Source organism: Burkholderia sp. MSMB0856, assembly GCF_001524645.2.
Lineage (GTDB): Bacteria > Pseudomonadota > Gammaproteobacteria > Burkholderiales > Burkholderiaceae > Burkholderia > Burkholderia diffusa.
Genome location: NZ_CP013429.1, coordinates 899,347 through 914,970, shown reverse-complemented (window position 1 = coordinate 914,970; position 15,624 = coordinate 899,347). Strand labels below are relative to the sequence as shown.

Sequence of the window (15,624 nt, the reverse complement as noted above, 5' to 3'; positions counted from 1 at the left end):
CGTCGGATCGAGCGGCACGTGCAACGTCGCGACTGACACCCGCCCTGGCTCAGGCGCCGGCTTTCGCAGTCTTCCGGGCGCGCGGCTTGCGCGCTGCCGGAAACGCGCCGACGCCGCGCGGCCGTTTCGGCTCGATGCCCGTTTTACCGATGACGTGCCGGAAATCGATCTCGTGCGCGGCGAGCGCGCCGATCAGGGTCGCGATGACCGCGAGGTGGGAAGGGACGGTGCCCTTGCTCGAATAGTTCGTGATGGAACTTTCGTTCATACGGATCAGGCGGGCGAATTCCCGAGCCGTCAACTGCGCTTTCTTCAACTCCTGTTGAAATTCCGCATACGCCATTGCACACATGTCGCTTCATCTCCGCAAAACTTGAATCGGCTCCGCGCGGCGCCGGCGCCGACGGATGGCGTTCCCGTCGTGCCGGCGTCGCGGGGCGTTACATCTTCACCTGGTCGAGGAAGGTCTTCTTGCCGCTCTTGTAGCCGTAGATCGAGATGATCCCGTGCGTCAGGTCGCCCTTCGCGTCGAACGTCGTCGTGCCGATCACGCCTTCATATTTCGTCGATGGCATCGCCGCGAGGATCTTCGCCGGGTCGGTCGAGTTCGCGCGCTTCATCGCGTCGACCGCGATATAGACCGCGTCGTACGCGAACGGCGCGTCGAACTTGATGCCCTGGTTGAAGCGCTTCTGGTACTTGGCGAGGAACGCCGCGCCGCCCGGCATCTTCTCGAGCGCCGCGCCGGCCTGCGAGCACAGCACGTTGTCGGCTGCCGGGCCGGCCAGCTCGGCCAGCGAGTCGGTGCACACGCCGTCGCCGGACAGGATCTTCGCGCGAAGGCCGAGCTGCTTCGCCTGCTTCGCGAGCGGGCCGCCGGTGGCGTCCATGCCGCCGTACATGATCGCGTCGGGGTTCTCGCCCTTGACCTTCGTCAGAATCGCGCGGAAGTCGACGGCCTTGTCGTTGGTCGCATCGTGCGACAGCACCTTCAGGCCGAGCGCCTTCGCCTTCTTTTCGAATTCGTTCGCGAGACCCTGGCCGTACGCGGTCGAATCGTCGATCACCGCCACGCTCTTCACGCCTTTCGACTGCGCGTAGCTCGCGAGTGCCGGACCTTGCTGCGCGTCGGTCGCGACCACGCGATAGGTCGTCTTGAAGCCCTGCTGCGTGTAGGTGGGGTTCGTGGCCGACGGTGAGATCTGCACGATGCCGGCGTCGCTGTAGATCTTCGACGCGGGAATCGACGTGCCCGAGTTCAGGTGGCCGATGACGGCGACGACCTTGTCGTCGACGAGCTTCTGCGCGACCTGCGTGGCCTGGCGCGGGTCGGCCGCATCATCCTGTGCGTCGAGCTGCAGCGTGATCTTCTTGCCGCCGATCGTCAGGCCCTTCGCATTGATTTCCTCGACCGCGAGGCGTGCACCGTTCTCGTTGTCCTTGCCGAGGTGCGAAATGCCGCCCGTCGTCGGTTCGACGCTGCCGATCTTCACGACCTGGTCGGCCATCGCGCCCGATGCGGCCGCGAATGCGGCGGCGGCCAGTGCGACGGTCATCAGGGGTTTGCAGCGCATGCCGACAATGCTTCGTTCCATCTGCCATCTCCGTTGATTGATATTTCTATTGCCGCCCGGTCGACCGCGCGCCCTCGTGAGGCGATCGGCGAGCCGGACAAGTCTCCGTGACCCATGACGGGTTCGGCTTGCATGTCGCCGGGCCGTCGAGGCCGGCGATTTCGTGTGACCACATGCAATTGGTATGAATATATCCGAACCCGTTTGTGCCCGCTTGCGCGAATTGCCCAGCCTTGCGCAAATGTGATGCGCTTGCGCCGCTTTTCGCGCAGATGTGGCTGTTTTGTACCGTCGAATGCTCCGATTATTCGACCGGACCGCCACCAATGACCATGGACAGTGCAACGCAATCAATCGAGAACTGTTCGGTCGGTTTGTCTGCACACTTTCATCGTCACGAACGCCGCAGCAAAGCGGCCATCCGATTGATGCAACTAACGGTCAAGTCCGCCCGCGTCGATGAATTGGCGCGCGGTATCGAACTGCATGTGTGTCCAGTTTTGCAGCCGACGGGGCCCGGCTTGGCGGAACCGCGCCCCCGTCATTCTTCGAGCAAGTCTTGCCGTCCGACGAAACCGCTCGCCTATGTCCGTCCGCGCAAGGCCACGAGTATCACGCCGGCAATTGCGAGCAGGCCACCGCACACCGTCTCGATGCCGGGGCGCTCGCCCGTCAGCGCCATCGACAATGCCGTCGCGACCGCCGGCGTCAGATAGAGGAAATTGGCGGCGCGCGCCGCGCCGAAGTGGCCGAGCGCGAAGGTCCACGTCGCGTAGCCCAGCGCGGCGGGAAAGACGCCCAGCACCAGGACGGCAAGCACCGTGTCGCGCGAAGCCCCGCCGCCGAGCGACATGAGCGCGCCGGGCAACCATGGCGTGAGCAGCACCGCACCCGCCAGCAGCGTATAGGCGGCGCAGGGCAGCGCGCCGTATACGGGAATCAGCCGCCGCTGCAACACGAAATAGCTGGCCGAACACAGTGCCGCGCCGAGAATCAGCGTGCTCCCGGAGCCGAGGACGAGACCGCCCGGCTGTCCGTGCGCGATCACGGCGATGCCGGCCAGGCTGACCAGCGAGCCGAGCCATCCCCAGCGATTGAAGCGTTCGCGCAGAAACACCGCGGCCAGCACCGCCGTGAAGATCGGCAGCGTGTTCACGATGAAGCTCGCGGCGCCGGCCGACACGGTCTGCTCGCCGGTATTGAGCAGCGCGTTGTAGAGCGCGATGCCGAGCAAGCCGCAGACGAGAAAGCGCAACGCGTCGCCTTTGGCCGGCATTTGAGGCCGCCGCCACGCGAGCCATGCGATCACGAGCACGGCCGCGGTCGCGAAGCGTGCGGCCGCGAGTTGCAGTGGGGCCAGCCCGTGCAGGCCGATCCGGATGAACGGGAAGGCGGAGGCCCACGAGACGATCGTGAACGCCACCGCGCCGGCCGCGACGAGCGGCAGTCGCGCGCCGCGCGACGAGGGGGAAGAAAGCGTGTTCATGCGGCAATGGTGCGGCGTGGTCAGATGTTAAGCTAGCGCACAGATCAACATGCGGGTATGAATATGGCTCACAGCTCGGTGCGCATGCGGCAGCGTGTGGCGGACGCGCTGCCGGCCCTCGCGTCGGCACCCGGCCCGCGTCCGCCGCTGGCCAGTCTGGAGACCGTCTGCACGGTGGCGCGCCAGGGTTCGTTTCTGGCGGCCGCCGATGCCTCCGGCGTCACGCATGGCGCGATCAGCCGGCGCGTGGCGGCCGTCGAGAACTGGCTGGGCATGGCATTGTTCGAACGTCATGCGCGCGGCGTGCGGCTGACGCCGGATGGTCAGCGCTTCGTCGGCCGGATCGAACAGGCGTTCGCGATCATCGACGGTGCGGCCGATCAGTGGCGCTCGCCGCGCACGCCGCGACTGGTCAGGATGAGCGTGGTGCCTGCGTTCGCGCAGCTCTGGTTGCTCGAGCGCCAGCATGCGCTCGAGAGCGAAGCGCCCGCGTTGCGCATCGAGCTCGGCATCGAGGTTCGCAACGTGGATATCGCCGCCGGCGAAGCGGATCTGTCGATCCGTTACGGGCGCGGCAACTGGCGTCGGCTCGAGACGCGCGAGTTCATGCCGGAGACGCTTTATCCGGTCGCGCATCCGCGGCTCGCCGCGCAACTGGCCGCGCTGCGCCGTCGAAACGGCGACGCCGCGCTGCTCGAGATGCCGCTGTTGCACGACTCCGACGTGACGGGCTGGCGTACCTGGTTCGATGCGCTCGGCATTCCGTTCAAGCCGCGCGCGCAGGATCGCCGCTTCGAGGACTACAACCTTGTGCTCGCGGCGGCCGAAGCCGGGCTCGGCGTGGCCCTGGCGCGGATGCCGCTCGCCGATGCGTATCTCAAGCGCAGCGCGCTCGTGCGCGTGAGCCGGCATGAGGTCGAGTCGCTGCTGAGGTATCACTTCGTGCATGCGAAGGGCGAGAATCGTCCGGAAGTGCTCGCGCTGATGGAGCGGATGCGGGCGGCGCTGCGGTAGGCGACGGCAGCGTCGGGACCGGCGACGCGACGTGCGTCGACGCCGCTGGTGCTCGACCGCGGCCATGGGATCGTCGACAATGCGACCGCGGAAAACCGCGAGATCCGAAGATGAACGAGAATCGATAGTTTTTGCAGACGTGCGGATGCAGAGGGAGAGAGTGAGTAATGAATAGACCAGACAAGTCGTCGAAAGCGCGTGCGGCGCTCGACCAGCTGTTTTCGGGCATGGCGCCCGCGGATGCGCAGCAGCGCGCGTCGCGTCCGGGCAATCCGTTCGAAGCGGCAGGCGACCCCGCCGGCGCCGACGGCCGCGTCGAAGTCACGTTGTCGACGAGAATCCAGTTGCGCGGCTATCCGGGCGCGGATGCGTTCATGAAGCGCATGGCCGAAGCCTGGGGCCTCGCGTGGGGCCCGTACGACGCCGTGCGGGCGACGGCGACGCTGCCGGCCGGCTGGCGCTCGCGCCGACTTCCGGAAGTCACGCAGATCGTCGATGAACGCGACGTGCTGCGCGCGGAAAGCAGCCTGCAGGGCGGCGAGATGTCGTATCTGAAAGTGCATCCGCGCTATTACATCGATGCGCGCAAGGGGTTCGGCTGGCGCAAGTCGTCGAAGGCGTCCGACGATCCGGATCTCGACGGTCCCGACTGGAACTGCTACGTGATGGATCGGGAAAAGTCCGTCGAAGTGCACGAGATGACGACGTCGTCGTCGAAGGCCGATCTGGACAACGCGCGTGCGACGTTGCTGAAATGGCTCGACGAGCACTACCCGAAGCATCGCGATCCGTTCGCGTACTGGACGGATTGCGAACGCCCGTTGTAAGGCGCGCACGGCGCGCCGTCGCCGCGGAGGGCAATTGAAACAGACCGGTGCGGTCCCGATTCTCTGGGCAGCGTTCGGCGCGGCGTTCGGCTCGACCGTCGTCGAGTTGCTGCTCTGGCCGATCGCCGGAGAAGACGCCTTTCACAACCTGCTTCGCGACGCGCGCCTGACGGCCGCCCTCGTGATGGGGCGATCCGTGCTCGGTGCGTCAGCGGGCTTCGATCCGACGATCATGGGCGTGGCGACGCTGGTGCATGCCGCGCTGTCGCTTGCCTATGCGGCCGTGCTGGCGAGAATGGTCCGCAGCCTGTCGCCGGGCGGCGCGCTGCTTGCGGGCGGCGCATTCGGATGCGTTCTCTACGGCATCAACCTGCATGTGTTCACCGCGGTGTTCCCGTGGTTCGCCGCAGTGCGCGGCGCGATCACGCTGGTCGCCCATGTGGCGTTCGGTGTCGTTGCGGCGGGCGTCTACTGCATCGTCCGGCGCTCGCCGCGCGCATGATCGCCGACGGTCCCTGCGTCGTGCATTCGCATCCCGACCCCTGGAATAATCCGGCACGCTACATCGTCTAATGATCGGGTGACTCGATACGAAGCCGTACGTCGTTCGTGATGCCAAGGATCGAGTGGTCGGGGCAATCATGCAGGAGCCGATCATGTGCAACTTGTTTCGGGTCGGGATGGGCGTCGTCTGTCTCGGCTGTTCCATGTGCGTGCTTGCGCAAACGTACGACGACACACTGGATGAAGGCGCCCGTTGCCGTGCGGTCGTCGTGCAAGCGGAAATCGACGGCACGGAGCAGCAGATCGTCGGGCGCGCGTGTCGGCAAAGCGACGGCACCTGGCAGATGATGCAAAGCCAGGACGGCACCATCGTTTGGTATCCGGACACCGCTTATCCGTACGCCGACCCGTGGTACTGGGGGCCGGCGGTGTTCGTCGGCACGGGCGTCAGCTTCGTCTTCATCGACCGTTTCCATCATCGCCATCACTTTGACCACTTCGGTCACGTCGGTCACTTCGATGGGGGCATGCGTGGCCGCATCGGCGTTCCGATGGGCACCGGCTTTCATCGTGGCCCGGCTTTCGTCGGCGGGGAGCACGGGTTCGGTGGGATGCGCCGGCATTGAGATCGCACCGCTCGCGACCGTCGAGCCGCCATTGGCGAAGAAATAGCCGGCGCCGAACGACGGCGTGCCGTTCGCGTAGCTCAGCCCGAAGCTGTAGGTGCGGCCGCTGCCGGTCGCGCCCGCGACGCCGCCGAAGCCGTACTGCGCGGCGAGCTGGAAGCCGGAGATCAGCGGGCTCGAGTATTTCACCGAATGGCTGACGCGCAGACTGTTGTCGTCGTTATCGAGGTCCCCCGGCGTCGAAGTAGTTGTTCTCGGTGAGGTTTGCTAAACACATCTACGCGCCTTGCGAAGTGACCACATCTTCATGTGAATCGCACCGAGTGTTACAGGCACCCTCGCGTCCAAACCAGCGTGCCTGCTGCGTAGTGCTGCTGGCTTCCATCATTCAGCATCGAAGTGCCTCGCTCGAACCGGCAGAGCGCTTACGTTCATCAGCCGAACGCCGGCGGCTCGCCGTGCAATCTAGCTTGCATCGTTATTTCGAAGAAACCCGACGTTGAGGCTTCCATGGTCACCGAGGTCGCGCTGGAGCGATGCATTACGCCTACAAGATATGGTCGAGAACCGATTCAAAACAGCTCGGATGTCCGAACATATGAACGCGACCCTGCTGCGTAATCGCATGATTCTCGACAGCGTCAGGACCACATCCTTTGAACGAAGGCTGGCACCGATCTCGATCGCCAAGGCATTCGCGGGTGATGTCTCAAGTGCATGCGTCGCGACATGCGCGGAATGCGAGCTGTCAGTCGGTACGGGGCGAGGCATGCCGTTAGCTGTCGTTCGAGCCCCTCTTTCTCTGCCGGATGTCAGTTGACGGAGCGCTTATGAATCTCAATACTGAGATAAGAGCGTTGTTCGCCGCGCTGTTGGGCAGTTTGGAATGGATGCGGGTGAACGAGAATGAATTCAGCCTATCCTCAAATCGGGGTGAAAGATGAGATTCGGCCGATGTGTTGCAGTAGTTGGCCTGTGTTCGGCGCTGACGACGATCGCCCATGCGGGTCCGGAGACATCGCACACGGTCGTCAAGCAGGTCAAACTGGTAGCCCATATCGGTGACAGCCTGTTCGTAACGAAACTTGACCGCACTGCGTATGGCGTGGTGGAGTTGACCGCGATTGGCAGTTCGGGTCCGGCGTTGACGGCGACCGTGCCGATCCATATCCGCACGACGGATCCCGACGTGCGCGTCACGCTGCAGCAGCCACTGCGGTTATCGAATGGCCGCGGCGATCTGGCCAATGCGAAAGTCGAGTTGATGGGCAAGTCGGGCGACGTTGAAATTGTTGCCAATGCCGGTCGCGTGCTAACGCTGGAAAAACCCGCATGCGACGGTTTCGGTGGTTTCGACGAAGTCCGTCAAGTGAAGATCACCGCGAAAGTACTTGCCATCAGCGAGGCGTCGCCAGCCAATGCCAGTTATCGTGGAGACATGGTATTGATATTCGAGCCGACTGCTTCCGCGGGGCGTGAGTTGGTGCCGGGAACAATCGTGACGGCTGGGGAGTGAGACATTCCCCGATGGGTATCGTCGACCGCGGGTGTCAATGAAGCGCTTTGTATACGCGTCCGCCCGCATTTGTCCTCGGATGCCTTTCGGAATCTGCCGGCGGTCTGAACGGCTTAGCGACGGTGCCGCATTGCACGATAACCCCCGCTGGGAAATGGTGTCCGCGATAGAGTGACGTCACTCGTCATTCCGTTGTCCTACGCGATCGCCCCTAACAACGTGACAGTGCATGTCCTTCATTCCGCACGTCATGCCGGCAAGCAGCGTGAATAGAGCACCGCCATGCCCGCAAGGGCTATAAACGGGCCGAATGCAATCGGCGTGTCGGCGCGATTGCGCCCGGTGGCGATCAGTATGATGCCGGCGACTGCGCCGGCAACCGACGATATGACGACGATCCATGGGAGTGACGCCCATCCTAGCCACGCACCGAGCGCGGCCAGCAGCTTGAAATCGCCATATCCCATTCCTTCGACACCACGCAGCAGCCTGAACAGCCAGTAGAGCGTCCACAACACCAGATACCCGCAGACTGCGCCGATCACTGCGCTAGAAACCGTCGTGAACACGCCCGCGAGATTCACTATCAAGCCAGCCCACAACAGCGGCAAGGTGATCATGTCGGGCAGCAGCCGATACCGTATGTCGATGATGCTTGCCACAACGAGCGACACGCTGAATCCGCACGCGGCCACCGCCGCGAACGTCGGACCAAAAGCGAAGCACGCGAGAACCGCCGAAAACGTACACGCGGCGGTGACCCACGGTAGCAGTGTCGCGAGACGTTCGCCGCAGCGAAAACAACTGGGTGCGAGACGCAGCAGTCGGATCGATATGACGCGCTCCAGCGGTGTCAGCATACGGTCGCAGTGGTCGCAACTTGTGCCGTGCGCGGGTCTAGTGGGCACTGGTACACCGTCGCGTTCGAGGGCGCCTGGCAGATATGCAACCGCGAACGTCGCCAGCAGGCCCGACACACCGCCAAGCAAAATGAAAAGCAGCCACGTCATGGGGGGCTCATTTGGACGGGCGCCAATGCCTGGGATGTGTCTTGCCCGAGGATGGCGCAGGGATATTGCCGCGATCGCGAATTGACAGCGGTTCGAAAAAAGAATCTTCAGCCGAATGGCTGCGGATCGTCTTGAACAAGACAAACCGGTGGAGAAACCGGCGAATGAAAAATTCAGAAATTGATGGATTCCATGGCGACGAAAACAGGACTGTCGATTGGATGAATAAAATTATAACTCCTAGGCTGATGCGGTCTTGCGAGCGGTAATAAATTTTTATCGAGACAAAAAATCTGACTAATCAACTGTCATTCAAGGGATCGCGGCGATAGCATTCTGCTGTTCGTGGCAGATGCGTCGGCGAGGTATGCCGGGTGGCCGCGGTGGGGCCGAGTCCGAACTGCGCTGGTCGATCAATGCCGTCGGCGTGGATTGATGTTGCTCATCACGCGAGTCGGGGGAGTGTGGCGCCAGTTACTAGTCGAATTCCGGGCGCTGGAATCGCAGTATCGGTGCTTTCGTGATTTCGCGTGTGGCGAGTTTTTTCTATGTCGGTGGCCGTCGTTTATTTTTTGATTGGAAAATACTGTTATGCCTTTGATGAAACAATTTAATGCGGAAAATCGTCGTCGAATTCGTAAACAGCTGGGTCAGGGGATGACCGAGTACATCATTATCGTTGCGCTGATCGCCGTGTCGGCAATTGCCGTGTATGCATTCTTCGGCAAGACGGTGCGCGATCAGACCGCGGGTCTCGCAACCGAGCTGTCCGGCAAGAGCGGCCAGTCCAACATCAGCTCGGCGCAGGCTGACGCGGGAACGGCGACGACCGAGGCGGGCAAGACGAAGGGCCTCGGCAGCTACACCAACGACTCGATCAACAGTTCGGGTGGCAAGTAACACACGCCGTCTCTCATAAGCAATGGTGTTCCGTACCTGTTCAGGCGGAGTGGTGCCTGCCCGCGAGAGCGGGCAGGCACTCGTTCCCGCATTGCTGTTTCTGGTCGTGGGCGGCGTTGCGCTCAACCTTGCGTTCAATTCGCTCCAACTGACCAGTGCCAAGATCAAGTTGCAGAACACGGCGGATGCGGGGGCGTATGCGGTCGCGTTGATGCAGGCGCGCGACTACAACTTTTCCGCGTACACCAATCGCGCCATGGTTGCCAATCAAGCTGCAGTCGCGCAGATGGTCAGTCTGAAATCGTTCGTCGACATGCTGGACGAACATGTTGCTCCCGGCTCGCGTTCCGATCGTTTGGCGGATCAATACAGTGGTGGCGCGGATGACTGGTTCGTGAAAAAGAGCCGGGCGAGGGAAATGATTCATCCGGTGCGTCAGCGCCTGGATTCCGATCTTCCGGGTATGGCGCGCAGTCTCGACACGATCATCGCGGCGTTGAGCAGCGCGCAGCGTGCGTATCACGAAGCAACGCTTGCTGGCGCACCGAACCTCGCCGATGAGATCGCACGTGCTAACGAACCCAATACGCGTGTCATGGACGGATCGTTCGACGATCGGCTATCGCGAACGGAATTCGCCGCGTGGCGGACGCATTCGACAACGTTCGACCCGAGTGCGGGCTACGACGATCGATTCGCCGACGTAGTGGCTGACGCGCGCACGCTTGGCGACTTTGTGCGCAGTCGGCCGGTGGAAGAGTTTGGAAGCGGGTTCGTGCCGGGATGCTGGGGGAGCGTCGGTCGTCGTTCGAGGATGGATGGCGGCACCCAATTGCGGCCCGATCGCCGTGGGTGGCAGGCCATCGATGGCGCAATGACGCGCGTCTGGACGGCGCATGACTGCATCGAGATTTACACGAAATGGGTATGGGTGGAGGACAAGCCTCCCGAGAACGAGGTGGGCGAAGAGGGCGAACAAGGCGATGGCGAACCACCCGTCCCCACGGGGCACTGGGAACGTCGCGAAGTGACGATTGTCAGGGCAGGCATTGATGACACGAGTACGGAAGGCCGGGCGGGCGCGGGGAACGGCAATGCGATGAGCTATCAAAGCTGGTATGGCTATGGCGGGTACCTGAATTTCGGCTATCCAAGCGGTTCGCCAGGATGGGTGTCGTCGGCAATGCGATCGCAGTACGCAGCGGGGCCGGGCATGACGATGAGCATGAATGGCGGTTTGCAACCCTATCGGGATCTGGCTGGACAAGGCGTGGCGAGCGCTGCGCCACGCATCACGATCCGCGTGGCACGCGCGCAGGGCTCGACGATCAGCGATTCGCGCCTGCTCGGCGGCGGGCGACTCGCGCTCTCGCACGATCCGCGCCCGCTGATGGCCGTCGCCTCCGGGGAGGCGTATTTCGTGAGGCCGGACGAGAAGGGGCTGCGGTCTGTCTACGGATTGCTGCGTTACCCCTCCAACTGGTCGCGCACTGACCGGCGAACCGAGTACCCGAGCTTGTTCAGTCCGTACTGGGAAGCGCGACTGGCTGCGGTTCCGGAGGATGCGCGGGCGAGTGGAGGGGTGCGATGAACCGTCGGTACAGGTGGCCTTCCGTGCGCCGTCAACGCGGGCAGGCGATGGTCGAAATGGTCGCCGGGCTCGGGTTGGTGTTCGTCGCCGGGTTCCTCGCGATGGCGATGCTCGGCAAGCTTAACGACGTGCGTAACAAGGTGCTGGTTGGCTCGCGCTACGTTGCATGGGAGCGCACGGTATGGACGAATCCGGACGACGCGGGTACGGGCTCCGACAGCTGGTGGTATCAGAAATTCGGCGCGGGTGCGCAAACCGTGACCAAAACGGACGACGTGCTGTTGAACGAGTTCCTTGCGCGTGTCGTTGCGCCGCGTCGCACGTCCTTGTCAAGCAGCGACGGCAGTGTTGCGCTGTCTGCGGCGTTGCCGGCCGCGTGGCGCGACCCGGGTGGCGCGGCGTTCGTCGAATCGGCGCGCGACATCGCGGTATCCACGCGCGCGACCGATCGACTGACTGCGGGAACGACGAAGCTCGCAAACAAGACGATCGGCGTCTATCAGTCGCCGCGCGTGCGCCAGGAGGTGGCATTGCAGATGGCGTCGCGCACGGCTCAGGACGGGCGAGTATCGGTGCATGTCGGATTGCGCGGCGAGAGCGCAAAGCGGCTGTGGCCGTCGCTCGCGCAGCTGACGTTCCAGGACACGACCACGCTCGTGACCAATACCTGGACACCGGATGGCAGGCTCGGCCTGGTGTCGGCGATCGGGCCCGAGGTGGCGGCGCCGGCGGCAAAGCTCGACGCGATGCTGCAGACGCGTGATCGGCAGACGCTCGTCAAGGCCATGGACGGTGTAGGCACCGTGCTGGGGCCAGCGTACCTCAAGCCGGGCCGAATCGAGGCAGACGTGGTGCCTGCGGGGGTGCTGAAGTGAGTGCGGCGTCATGGTGGCGGTGCTGGGTGCTGGTGGGCACCGTCTGGGCGGGAACGCACGCGAGCGCGCAGACCTGCGACCGAATGCCGGTGCCTGCGGCTCGCGCGCAGTCGATCGGCGGCGACATGCTGTTGAACGGCATGCCGGCCGCGGTCTGGGCGCTGACGTTCGACATGACGGTCGAGCAGGTCGAGCGCGCGTTCCGCGCCTATTGGGAGCGCGCGGAATTGCCCGCGATCGGGATGTCGGGCCCGCGCGGCCGGACGATGAGCGGGCTCGACGGCGTTTGCCAATACGTGCTCGAACTGCCGGCCGGCCAGCACGGCGACACGACCCGCGGCGTCCTGAGCGTGATGCGGCTCGACTCTGCCGGGGCGCGGAATGCAATTCCGGTGTCGGTTGCTGCACTGCCGGCCGGCCGTGTTCTGTCCGACCTCGAAAGCCGCGATCCCGGGCGAGCGGGACGCACATGGGTGATCGCGTTGCCGGGTCGCGCCGACGAGCATGCCACGCGCTATCGCGACGCGCTGGTGCGTGCCGGATGGCGGACGATGTCGAGTACGACGGTTGCGCAGTCGAACGTGCGGCGTGCGCCCGATGTCGGGCTCGCGATGCAAAAGGGTAGGTACAAGCTGGACGCCGTGTTTTCCGGACAGGCTGGACAAGCCACGGCGGTGATCAATGTGATGGAGAGTGGTTGATATGCAACGTTTGACTGGCCGCATGCGGCGTCAACGCGGCCAAGCCTACGTGGAGTACTTCGTGGTCGCTGGATTGATTATTGCAGGACTCGTCGTGGGCGGCGATACGTCGGTCATGAATACGCTTCTGGTCGCGATGAAGTCGTTCTTCGGCGCATACAGCTATGCGTTGTCATTGCCCTAAGCGCGTCAGGATAGTCCAGTGATATTCAGTCGAATCAACTATCGTTCGCTGTTCGCGAACACTTGGCTGCTGGTCAGCATTGCCATGATCACAGCGGGCGGCATCACCTGGATGACGTACCGCTACATCACGGCCAGCGAGGCCCGCATAAAGGCCGAGGCCGAGACACGTCATCAGGGGCGCGGCGTCTCCGTGGTCGTGCCGCGTGCCGACGTACCGGCCGGTACGCCGCTGACGAGCGACGTGTTCGTTGCTCGCGACATTCCGGCGGATCTCGTCTATGACGATATGCTGCGCGCGGCCGATTTCAACCAGTTCCGGCTCGCGACGCTCGTCAAGCCAGTCAGGCGCGGGCGGGCGTTGCGCGCGCAGGATATTGATGCGCTGCGGGCGCGCGACTTCTCGGACATCCTGCCGTCCGGCACGCGCGCGCTCACCTTGCAGATCGACACGGTCAATTCGACCGATGCGATGCTGCGTCCCGGCAACCACGTGGATCTCTACTGGATTGGCCAGAACCCGGATTCGACGATGAGCGGCGGCAACGACGCGGCTGGCGGCGCCCAGTCCATCCTGCTATTGATGCCGGATGTGCTCGTGCTCGCGACCGGCAACGATGTGCGACCGCGCGACACAGGCGAGGCAGCGCGAGACATGGCCGACGGCGCGCAGCGCGAAAGCTACGCGACGGTCACGTTACAGGTGCCGGTCGCGGAGGCCGCACGCATCGTGCTCGCGCAGAAGGTCGGCATGTTGCGCCTGATCCTCCGTAACAGCGAGGATCGTGCCGCGCCGCCGCCGAAGCGGCTTGATGAACCGGGGTTGTTCGCGGCCGCGCCGGACGGTGCCGTCGCCGAAAGCGACGTCGTCGAAATCATCACCGGGGGCAGAGGTAGCGCGACGTTGTCGCGAATCGCTGCGTCGCCGGCCGATGCCGGTATCCCCGGCAGCGCGCCAGTGCCGGCTCCGGTGTCGAAACCGGCCGCACGGCCCCTGGCAGCGAGCGGAGCCTATCAGCAGGCAAACGCGCTTGCAGACCGCCTGCAAGCCGAAATGGGTGCGTCCAGCGCGCCGCGGTAACGTTCGAGAACGCAATACGGGTTGTTCATGAAAGTCATAGATTGTGCGGCGGAGCGCCGCAGCAGGGTGTTGTCGTGCGCATTGGCCGGCGTGCTTGCTGCCCAGGGCATGCCACAAGCGTTCGCCGCGCCACGTATCAACCACGAGGAGCACGTCGCGCCGGCGCGTGCCGCGGTACTCGATTTGTATCGCGGCGAGATCCGGATGATCGACGTACCGGGCCAGATCAAGCGCATCGCGATCGGTGACGGCACTCTGGTGACGGCGAATGTCGTCGATGGCCGGTTGATGTTGCTGGCGGAGAAGCCCGGCATCACGTCGCTCGTCGTCTGGACGACGAACGGCGTCGCAGTGAATACGACGGTGCGCATCGCGAAGGGCAACGTGCACGAAACCGCCGCGCAGCTGCGCCGGGTCCTGGTCGGTGTCCCCGGCGTGCAGGTCGTGGAATCCGGCCCGAACATCGTGCTGACCGGCACGGTGCACCGCGACATGCTCGGCCGCATCAAGGCAGCGACCGTCGACGTGCCGAATCTGCTCGATGCGACGATCGTCGATGAAGGCGATGCGCTGAAGAAGACGATCCACTTCAAGGTGCAGATCATGGAACTCACGCGGAATGCGCAGGAGAATCTCGGCATTCAGTGGGACCAGAAAATTGCCGGGCCGCAGGCGGGTGCGCAAGGGTTCATCGGAAGCCAGGCCGCCACGGCGGCGGGCATGGTTTTCGCGGGAATATCGACGCAGATCACGTCGATGATCAATCTGATGGTCAACAACGGCGATGCCTACGTGCTGGCGTCCCCCGAGCTCAATACGAAGAGCGGCGGCACGGCGAGCTTCCTCGCGGGCGGGCAGGTGCCGATTCCGCGCGCCGGCGCGCTGGGTACGACCGACGTCGAGTACAAGGACTACGGGATCAAACTGAATATCAAACCGGTCGTCGACGCGAACAACGTGATCTCCGCGCAGATCGACACCGAGATCAGCCAGATCGATCCATCCGTGTCCTACGGCGGCTACCCGGGCTTTCTGACGCGTAGCGCGCGATCCGATATCTCGTTGCGAGCGGGGGAAACCATGGCGATTTCCGGCCTGATCAATGCGGACGCGATTGGTAATGCGAGCCGCGTGCCCTTTCTCGGGCGGCTACCGATCATCGGGCGCCTGTTCAGGTCCGACGAGTTTCGTTCGAAGCGCAGTGATCTCGTGATCCTGGTCACGCCGCTCATCTCGGATCCGACGCTCGCACCGAATACGGACATGCTCGCGCGCGCCAACCTTATCAACCGCGGATTCCACGACAAGCACGGCGATCCGAGTCCGCTTGCCGACGATTCGCGCGGCTCGAACGGCACGCTGAATCCGATCGGGCCGACCCGGCCGCAGCAGTTCGGCCCCGTTCGAGTGCAGCCGGCACCGTTACATGCTGCGCCGGGCGGCGACGAGGCGGGCGCATCGGGGCCAGCCGGGCGCGGCGACGGTAGCGCCGACGCCAGGCCGGCTTCGGCCGATACGGCGGACGAACGAGCGACGACGGGCGAGCCGAACTTAAAGAACGCGCGGGGCGACTTCGACACGAAGGACGAGGCCGCGCGTCCTGCGCGGCCGTTGCACACAATTCTCGCAACGCCGGTGACGTGGCGTCCGGCAGTGCCGGCTTCCGCTGTCGATGCAGAGGCGCCCGGCCGCGCGGCGGCTGCCGGTGCGCCGTGACGACCGCTCGAAAGGAGAGA

16 protein-coding genes and 1 pseudogene are annotated in these 15,624 nt (G+C 64.0%); 12 read left to right on the top strand and 5 right to left on the bottom strand.

The window, feature by feature from the left end; genetic code table 11:
* Positions 1-49: 49 nt before the first annotated feature.
* The 3 genes from WS87_RS32780 to WS87_RS32770 all read right to left on the bottom strand — a co-directional run bounded on the left by WS87_RS32780 (position 50) and on the right by WS87_RS32770 (position 3,060).
* Positions 50-352 (bottom strand): hypothetical protein, encoded by a 303-nt coding sequence (locus WS87_RS32780; protein WP_059820767.1) that lies wholly within the window; start codon positions 350-352, stop codon positions 50-52.
* Between the two features lie 88 nt (positions 353-440).
* Positions 441-1,595, bottom strand: coding sequence for a branched-chain amino acid ABC transporter substrate-binding protein (locus WS87_RS32775; protein WP_059536583.1), 1,155 nt, complete (start codon positions 1,593-1,595; stop codon positions 441-443).
* 562 nt (positions 1,596-2,157) lie between these two features.
* Positions 2,158-3,060 carry a DMT family transporter gene (locus tag WS87_RS32770; RefSeq protein ID WP_059820768.1) on the bottom strand — a complete coding sequence of 301 codons (903 nt, stop codon included), beginning with the start codon at positions 3,058-3,060 and terminating at the stop codon, positions 2,158-2,160.
* A gap of 57 nt (positions 3,061-3,117) precedes the next feature.
* Between WS87_RS32770 and WS87_RS32765 the strand changes: the two genes are divergently transcribed.
* From WS87_RS32765 to WS87_RS34425, 4 genes are all read left to right on the top strand, one after another.
* On the top strand, positions 3,118-4,074 hold the full coding sequence (locus WS87_RS32765; protein WP_059820769.1) for a LysR substrate-binding domain-containing protein: 957 nt from the start codon (positions 3,118-3,120) through the stop codon (positions 4,072-4,074).
* Between the two features lie 167 nt (positions 4,075-4,241).
* Positions 4,242-4,901 carry a hypothetical protein gene (locus WS87_RS32760; RefSeq protein ID WP_059530720.1) on the top strand — a complete coding sequence of 220 codons (660 nt, stop codon included), beginning with the start codon at positions 4,242-4,244 and terminating at the stop codon, positions 4,899-4,901.
* Between the two features lie 34 nt (positions 4,902-4,935).
* Entirely contained in the window at positions 4,936-5,403 is a 468-nt protein-coding gene (locus WS87_RS32755; RefSeq protein WP_059820770.1) for a hypothetical protein, read from the top strand.
* A gap of 154 nt (positions 5,404-5,557) precedes the next feature.
* Complete coding sequence (locus WS87_RS34425; protein ID WP_059820785.1) at positions 5,558-6,031, top strand: hypothetical protein; 474 nt, start codon at positions 5,558-5,560, stop codon at positions 6,029-6,031.
* Between the two features lie 6 nt (positions 6,032-6,037).
* On the opposite strand, the pseudogene WS87_RS32745 reads toward WS87_RS34425, so the two are convergent.
* A pseudogene (locus tag WS87_RS32745) lies at positions 6,038-6,274 on the bottom strand (porin); the annotation flags it as partial.
* 697 nt (positions 6,275-6,971) lie between these two features.
* Between WS87_RS32745 and WS87_RS32735 the strand changes: the two are divergent.
* A complete protein-coding gene (locus WS87_RS32735) occupies positions 6,972-7,547 on the top strand; it encodes a hypothetical protein (RefSeq protein WP_059820771.1) in 576 nt (191 codons plus the stop codon).
* Between the two features lie 248 nt (positions 7,548-7,795).
* On the opposite strand, the gene WS87_RS32730 is transcribed toward WS87_RS32735, so the two are convergent.
* A complete protein-coding gene (locus WS87_RS32730; RefSeq protein ID WP_059820772.1) occupies positions 7,796-8,557 on the bottom strand; it encodes a prepilin peptidase in 762 nt (253 codons plus the stop codon).
* A gap of 591 nt (positions 8,558-9,148) precedes the next feature.
* Here WS87_RS32730 and WS87_RS32725 point away from each other — a divergent pair.
* The 7 genes from WS87_RS32725 to WS87_RS32695 all read left to right on the top strand — a co-directional run bounded on the left by WS87_RS32725 (position 9,149) and on the right by WS87_RS32695 (position 15,604).
* Positions 9,149-9,457, top strand: a complete 309-nt coding sequence (locus WS87_RS32725) for a Flp family type IVb pilin (RefSeq protein ID WP_236873290.1) — start codon at positions 9,149-9,151, stop codon at positions 9,455-9,457.
* 22 nt (positions 9,458-9,479) lie between these two features.
* On the top strand, positions 9,480-11,048 hold the full coding sequence (locus WS87_RS32720) for a Tad domain-containing protein (RefSeq protein WP_059820774.1): 1,569 nt from the start codon (positions 9,480-9,482) through the stop codon (positions 11,046-11,048).
* A 56-nt stretch (positions 11,049-11,104) separates the two neighbouring features.
* On the top strand, positions 11,105-11,923 hold the full coding sequence (locus WS87_RS32715) for a hypothetical protein (RefSeq protein WP_159085747.1): 819 nt from the start codon (positions 11,105-11,107) through the stop codon (positions 11,921-11,923).
* 83 nt (positions 11,924-12,006) lie between these two features.
* Positions 12,007-12,624, top strand: coding sequence for a hypothetical protein (locus WS87_RS32710; RefSeq protein ID WP_236873317.1), 618 nt, complete (start codon positions 12,007-12,009; stop codon positions 12,622-12,624).
* 1 nt (position 12,625) lies between these two features.
* Positions 12,626-12,808: a hypothetical protein gene (locus WS87_RS32705; protein WP_059820777.1), complete on the top strand. Its 183-nt coding sequence runs from the start codon at positions 12,626-12,628 to the stop codon at positions 12,806-12,808.
* An 84-nt stretch (positions 12,809-12,892) separates the two neighbouring features.
* A complete protein-coding gene (gene cpaB, locus WS87_RS32700; RefSeq protein WP_236873289.1) occupies positions 12,893-13,888 on the top strand; it encodes a Flp pilus assembly protein CpaB in 996 nt (331 codons plus the stop codon).
* 27 nt (positions 13,889-13,915) lie between these two features.
* Positions 13,916-15,604 carry a type II and III secretion system protein family protein gene (locus WS87_RS32695; protein WP_082750763.1) on the top strand — a complete coding sequence of 563 codons (1,689 nt, stop codon included), beginning with the start codon at positions 13,916-13,918 and terminating at the stop codon, positions 15,602-15,604.
* Positions 15,605-15,624 lie beyond the last annotated feature (20 nt).

Bases quoted from the DNA above. Each gene is read 5' to 3' on its own strand.
- WS87_RS32780 (WP_059820767.1), bottom strand. From the start codon at position 352: ATGTGTGCAATGGCGTATGCGGAATTTCAACAGGAGTTGAAGAAAGCG.
- WS87_RS32775 (WP_059536583.1), bottom strand. From the start codon at position 1,595: ATGGAACGAAGCATTGTCGGCATGCGCTGCAAACCCCTGATGACCGTC.
- WS87_RS32770 (WP_059820768.1), bottom strand. From the start codon at position 3,060: ATGAACACGCTTTCTTCCCCCTCGTCGCGCGGCGCGCGACTGCCGCTC.
- WS87_RS32765 (WP_059820769.1), top strand. From the start codon at position 3,118: ATGAATATGGCTCACAGCTCGGTGCGCATGCGGCAGCGTGTGGCGGAC.
- WS87_RS32760 (WP_059530720.1), top strand. From the start codon at position 4,242: ATGAATAGACCAGACAAGTCGTCGAAAGCGCGTGCGGCGCTCGACCAG.
- WS87_RS34425 (WP_059820785.1), top strand. From the start codon at position 5,558: ATGTGCAACTTGTTTCGGGTCGGGATGGGCGTCGTCTGTCTCGGCTGT.
- WS87_RS32735 (WP_059820771.1), top strand. From the start codon at position 6,972: ATGAGATTCGGCCGATGTGTTGCAGTAGTTGGCCTGTGTTCGGCGCTG.
- WS87_RS32730 (WP_059820772.1), bottom strand. From the start codon at position 8,557: ATGACGTGGCTGCTTTTCATTTTGCTTGGCGGTGTGTCGGGCCTGCTG.
- WS87_RS32725 (WP_236873290.1), top strand. From the start codon at position 9,149: ATGCCTTTGATGAAACAATTTAATGCGGAAAATCGTCGTCGAATTCGT.
- WS87_RS32720 (WP_059820774.1), top strand. From the start codon at position 9,480: ATGGTGTTCCGTACCTGTTCAGGCGGAGTGGTGCCTGCCCGCGAGAGC.
- WS87_RS32715 (WP_159085747.1), top strand. From the start codon at position 11,105: ATGGTCGCCGGGCTCGGGTTGGTGTTCGTCGCCGGGTTCCTCGCGATG.
- WS87_RS32710 (WP_236873317.1), top strand. From the start codon at position 12,007: ATGCCGGTGCCTGCGGCTCGCGCGCAGTCGATCGGCGGCGACATGCTG.
- WS87_RS32705 (WP_059820777.1), top strand. From the start codon at position 12,626: ATGCAACGTTTGACTGGCCGCATGCGGCGTCAACGCGGCCAAGCCTAC.
- cpaB (WP_236873289.1), top strand. From the start codon at position 12,893: ATGATCACAGCGGGCGGCATCACCTGGATGACGTACCGCTACATCACG.
- WS87_RS32695 (WP_082750763.1), top strand. From the start codon at position 13,916: ATGAAAGTCATAGATTGTGCGGCGGAGCGCCGCAGCAGGGTGTTGTCG.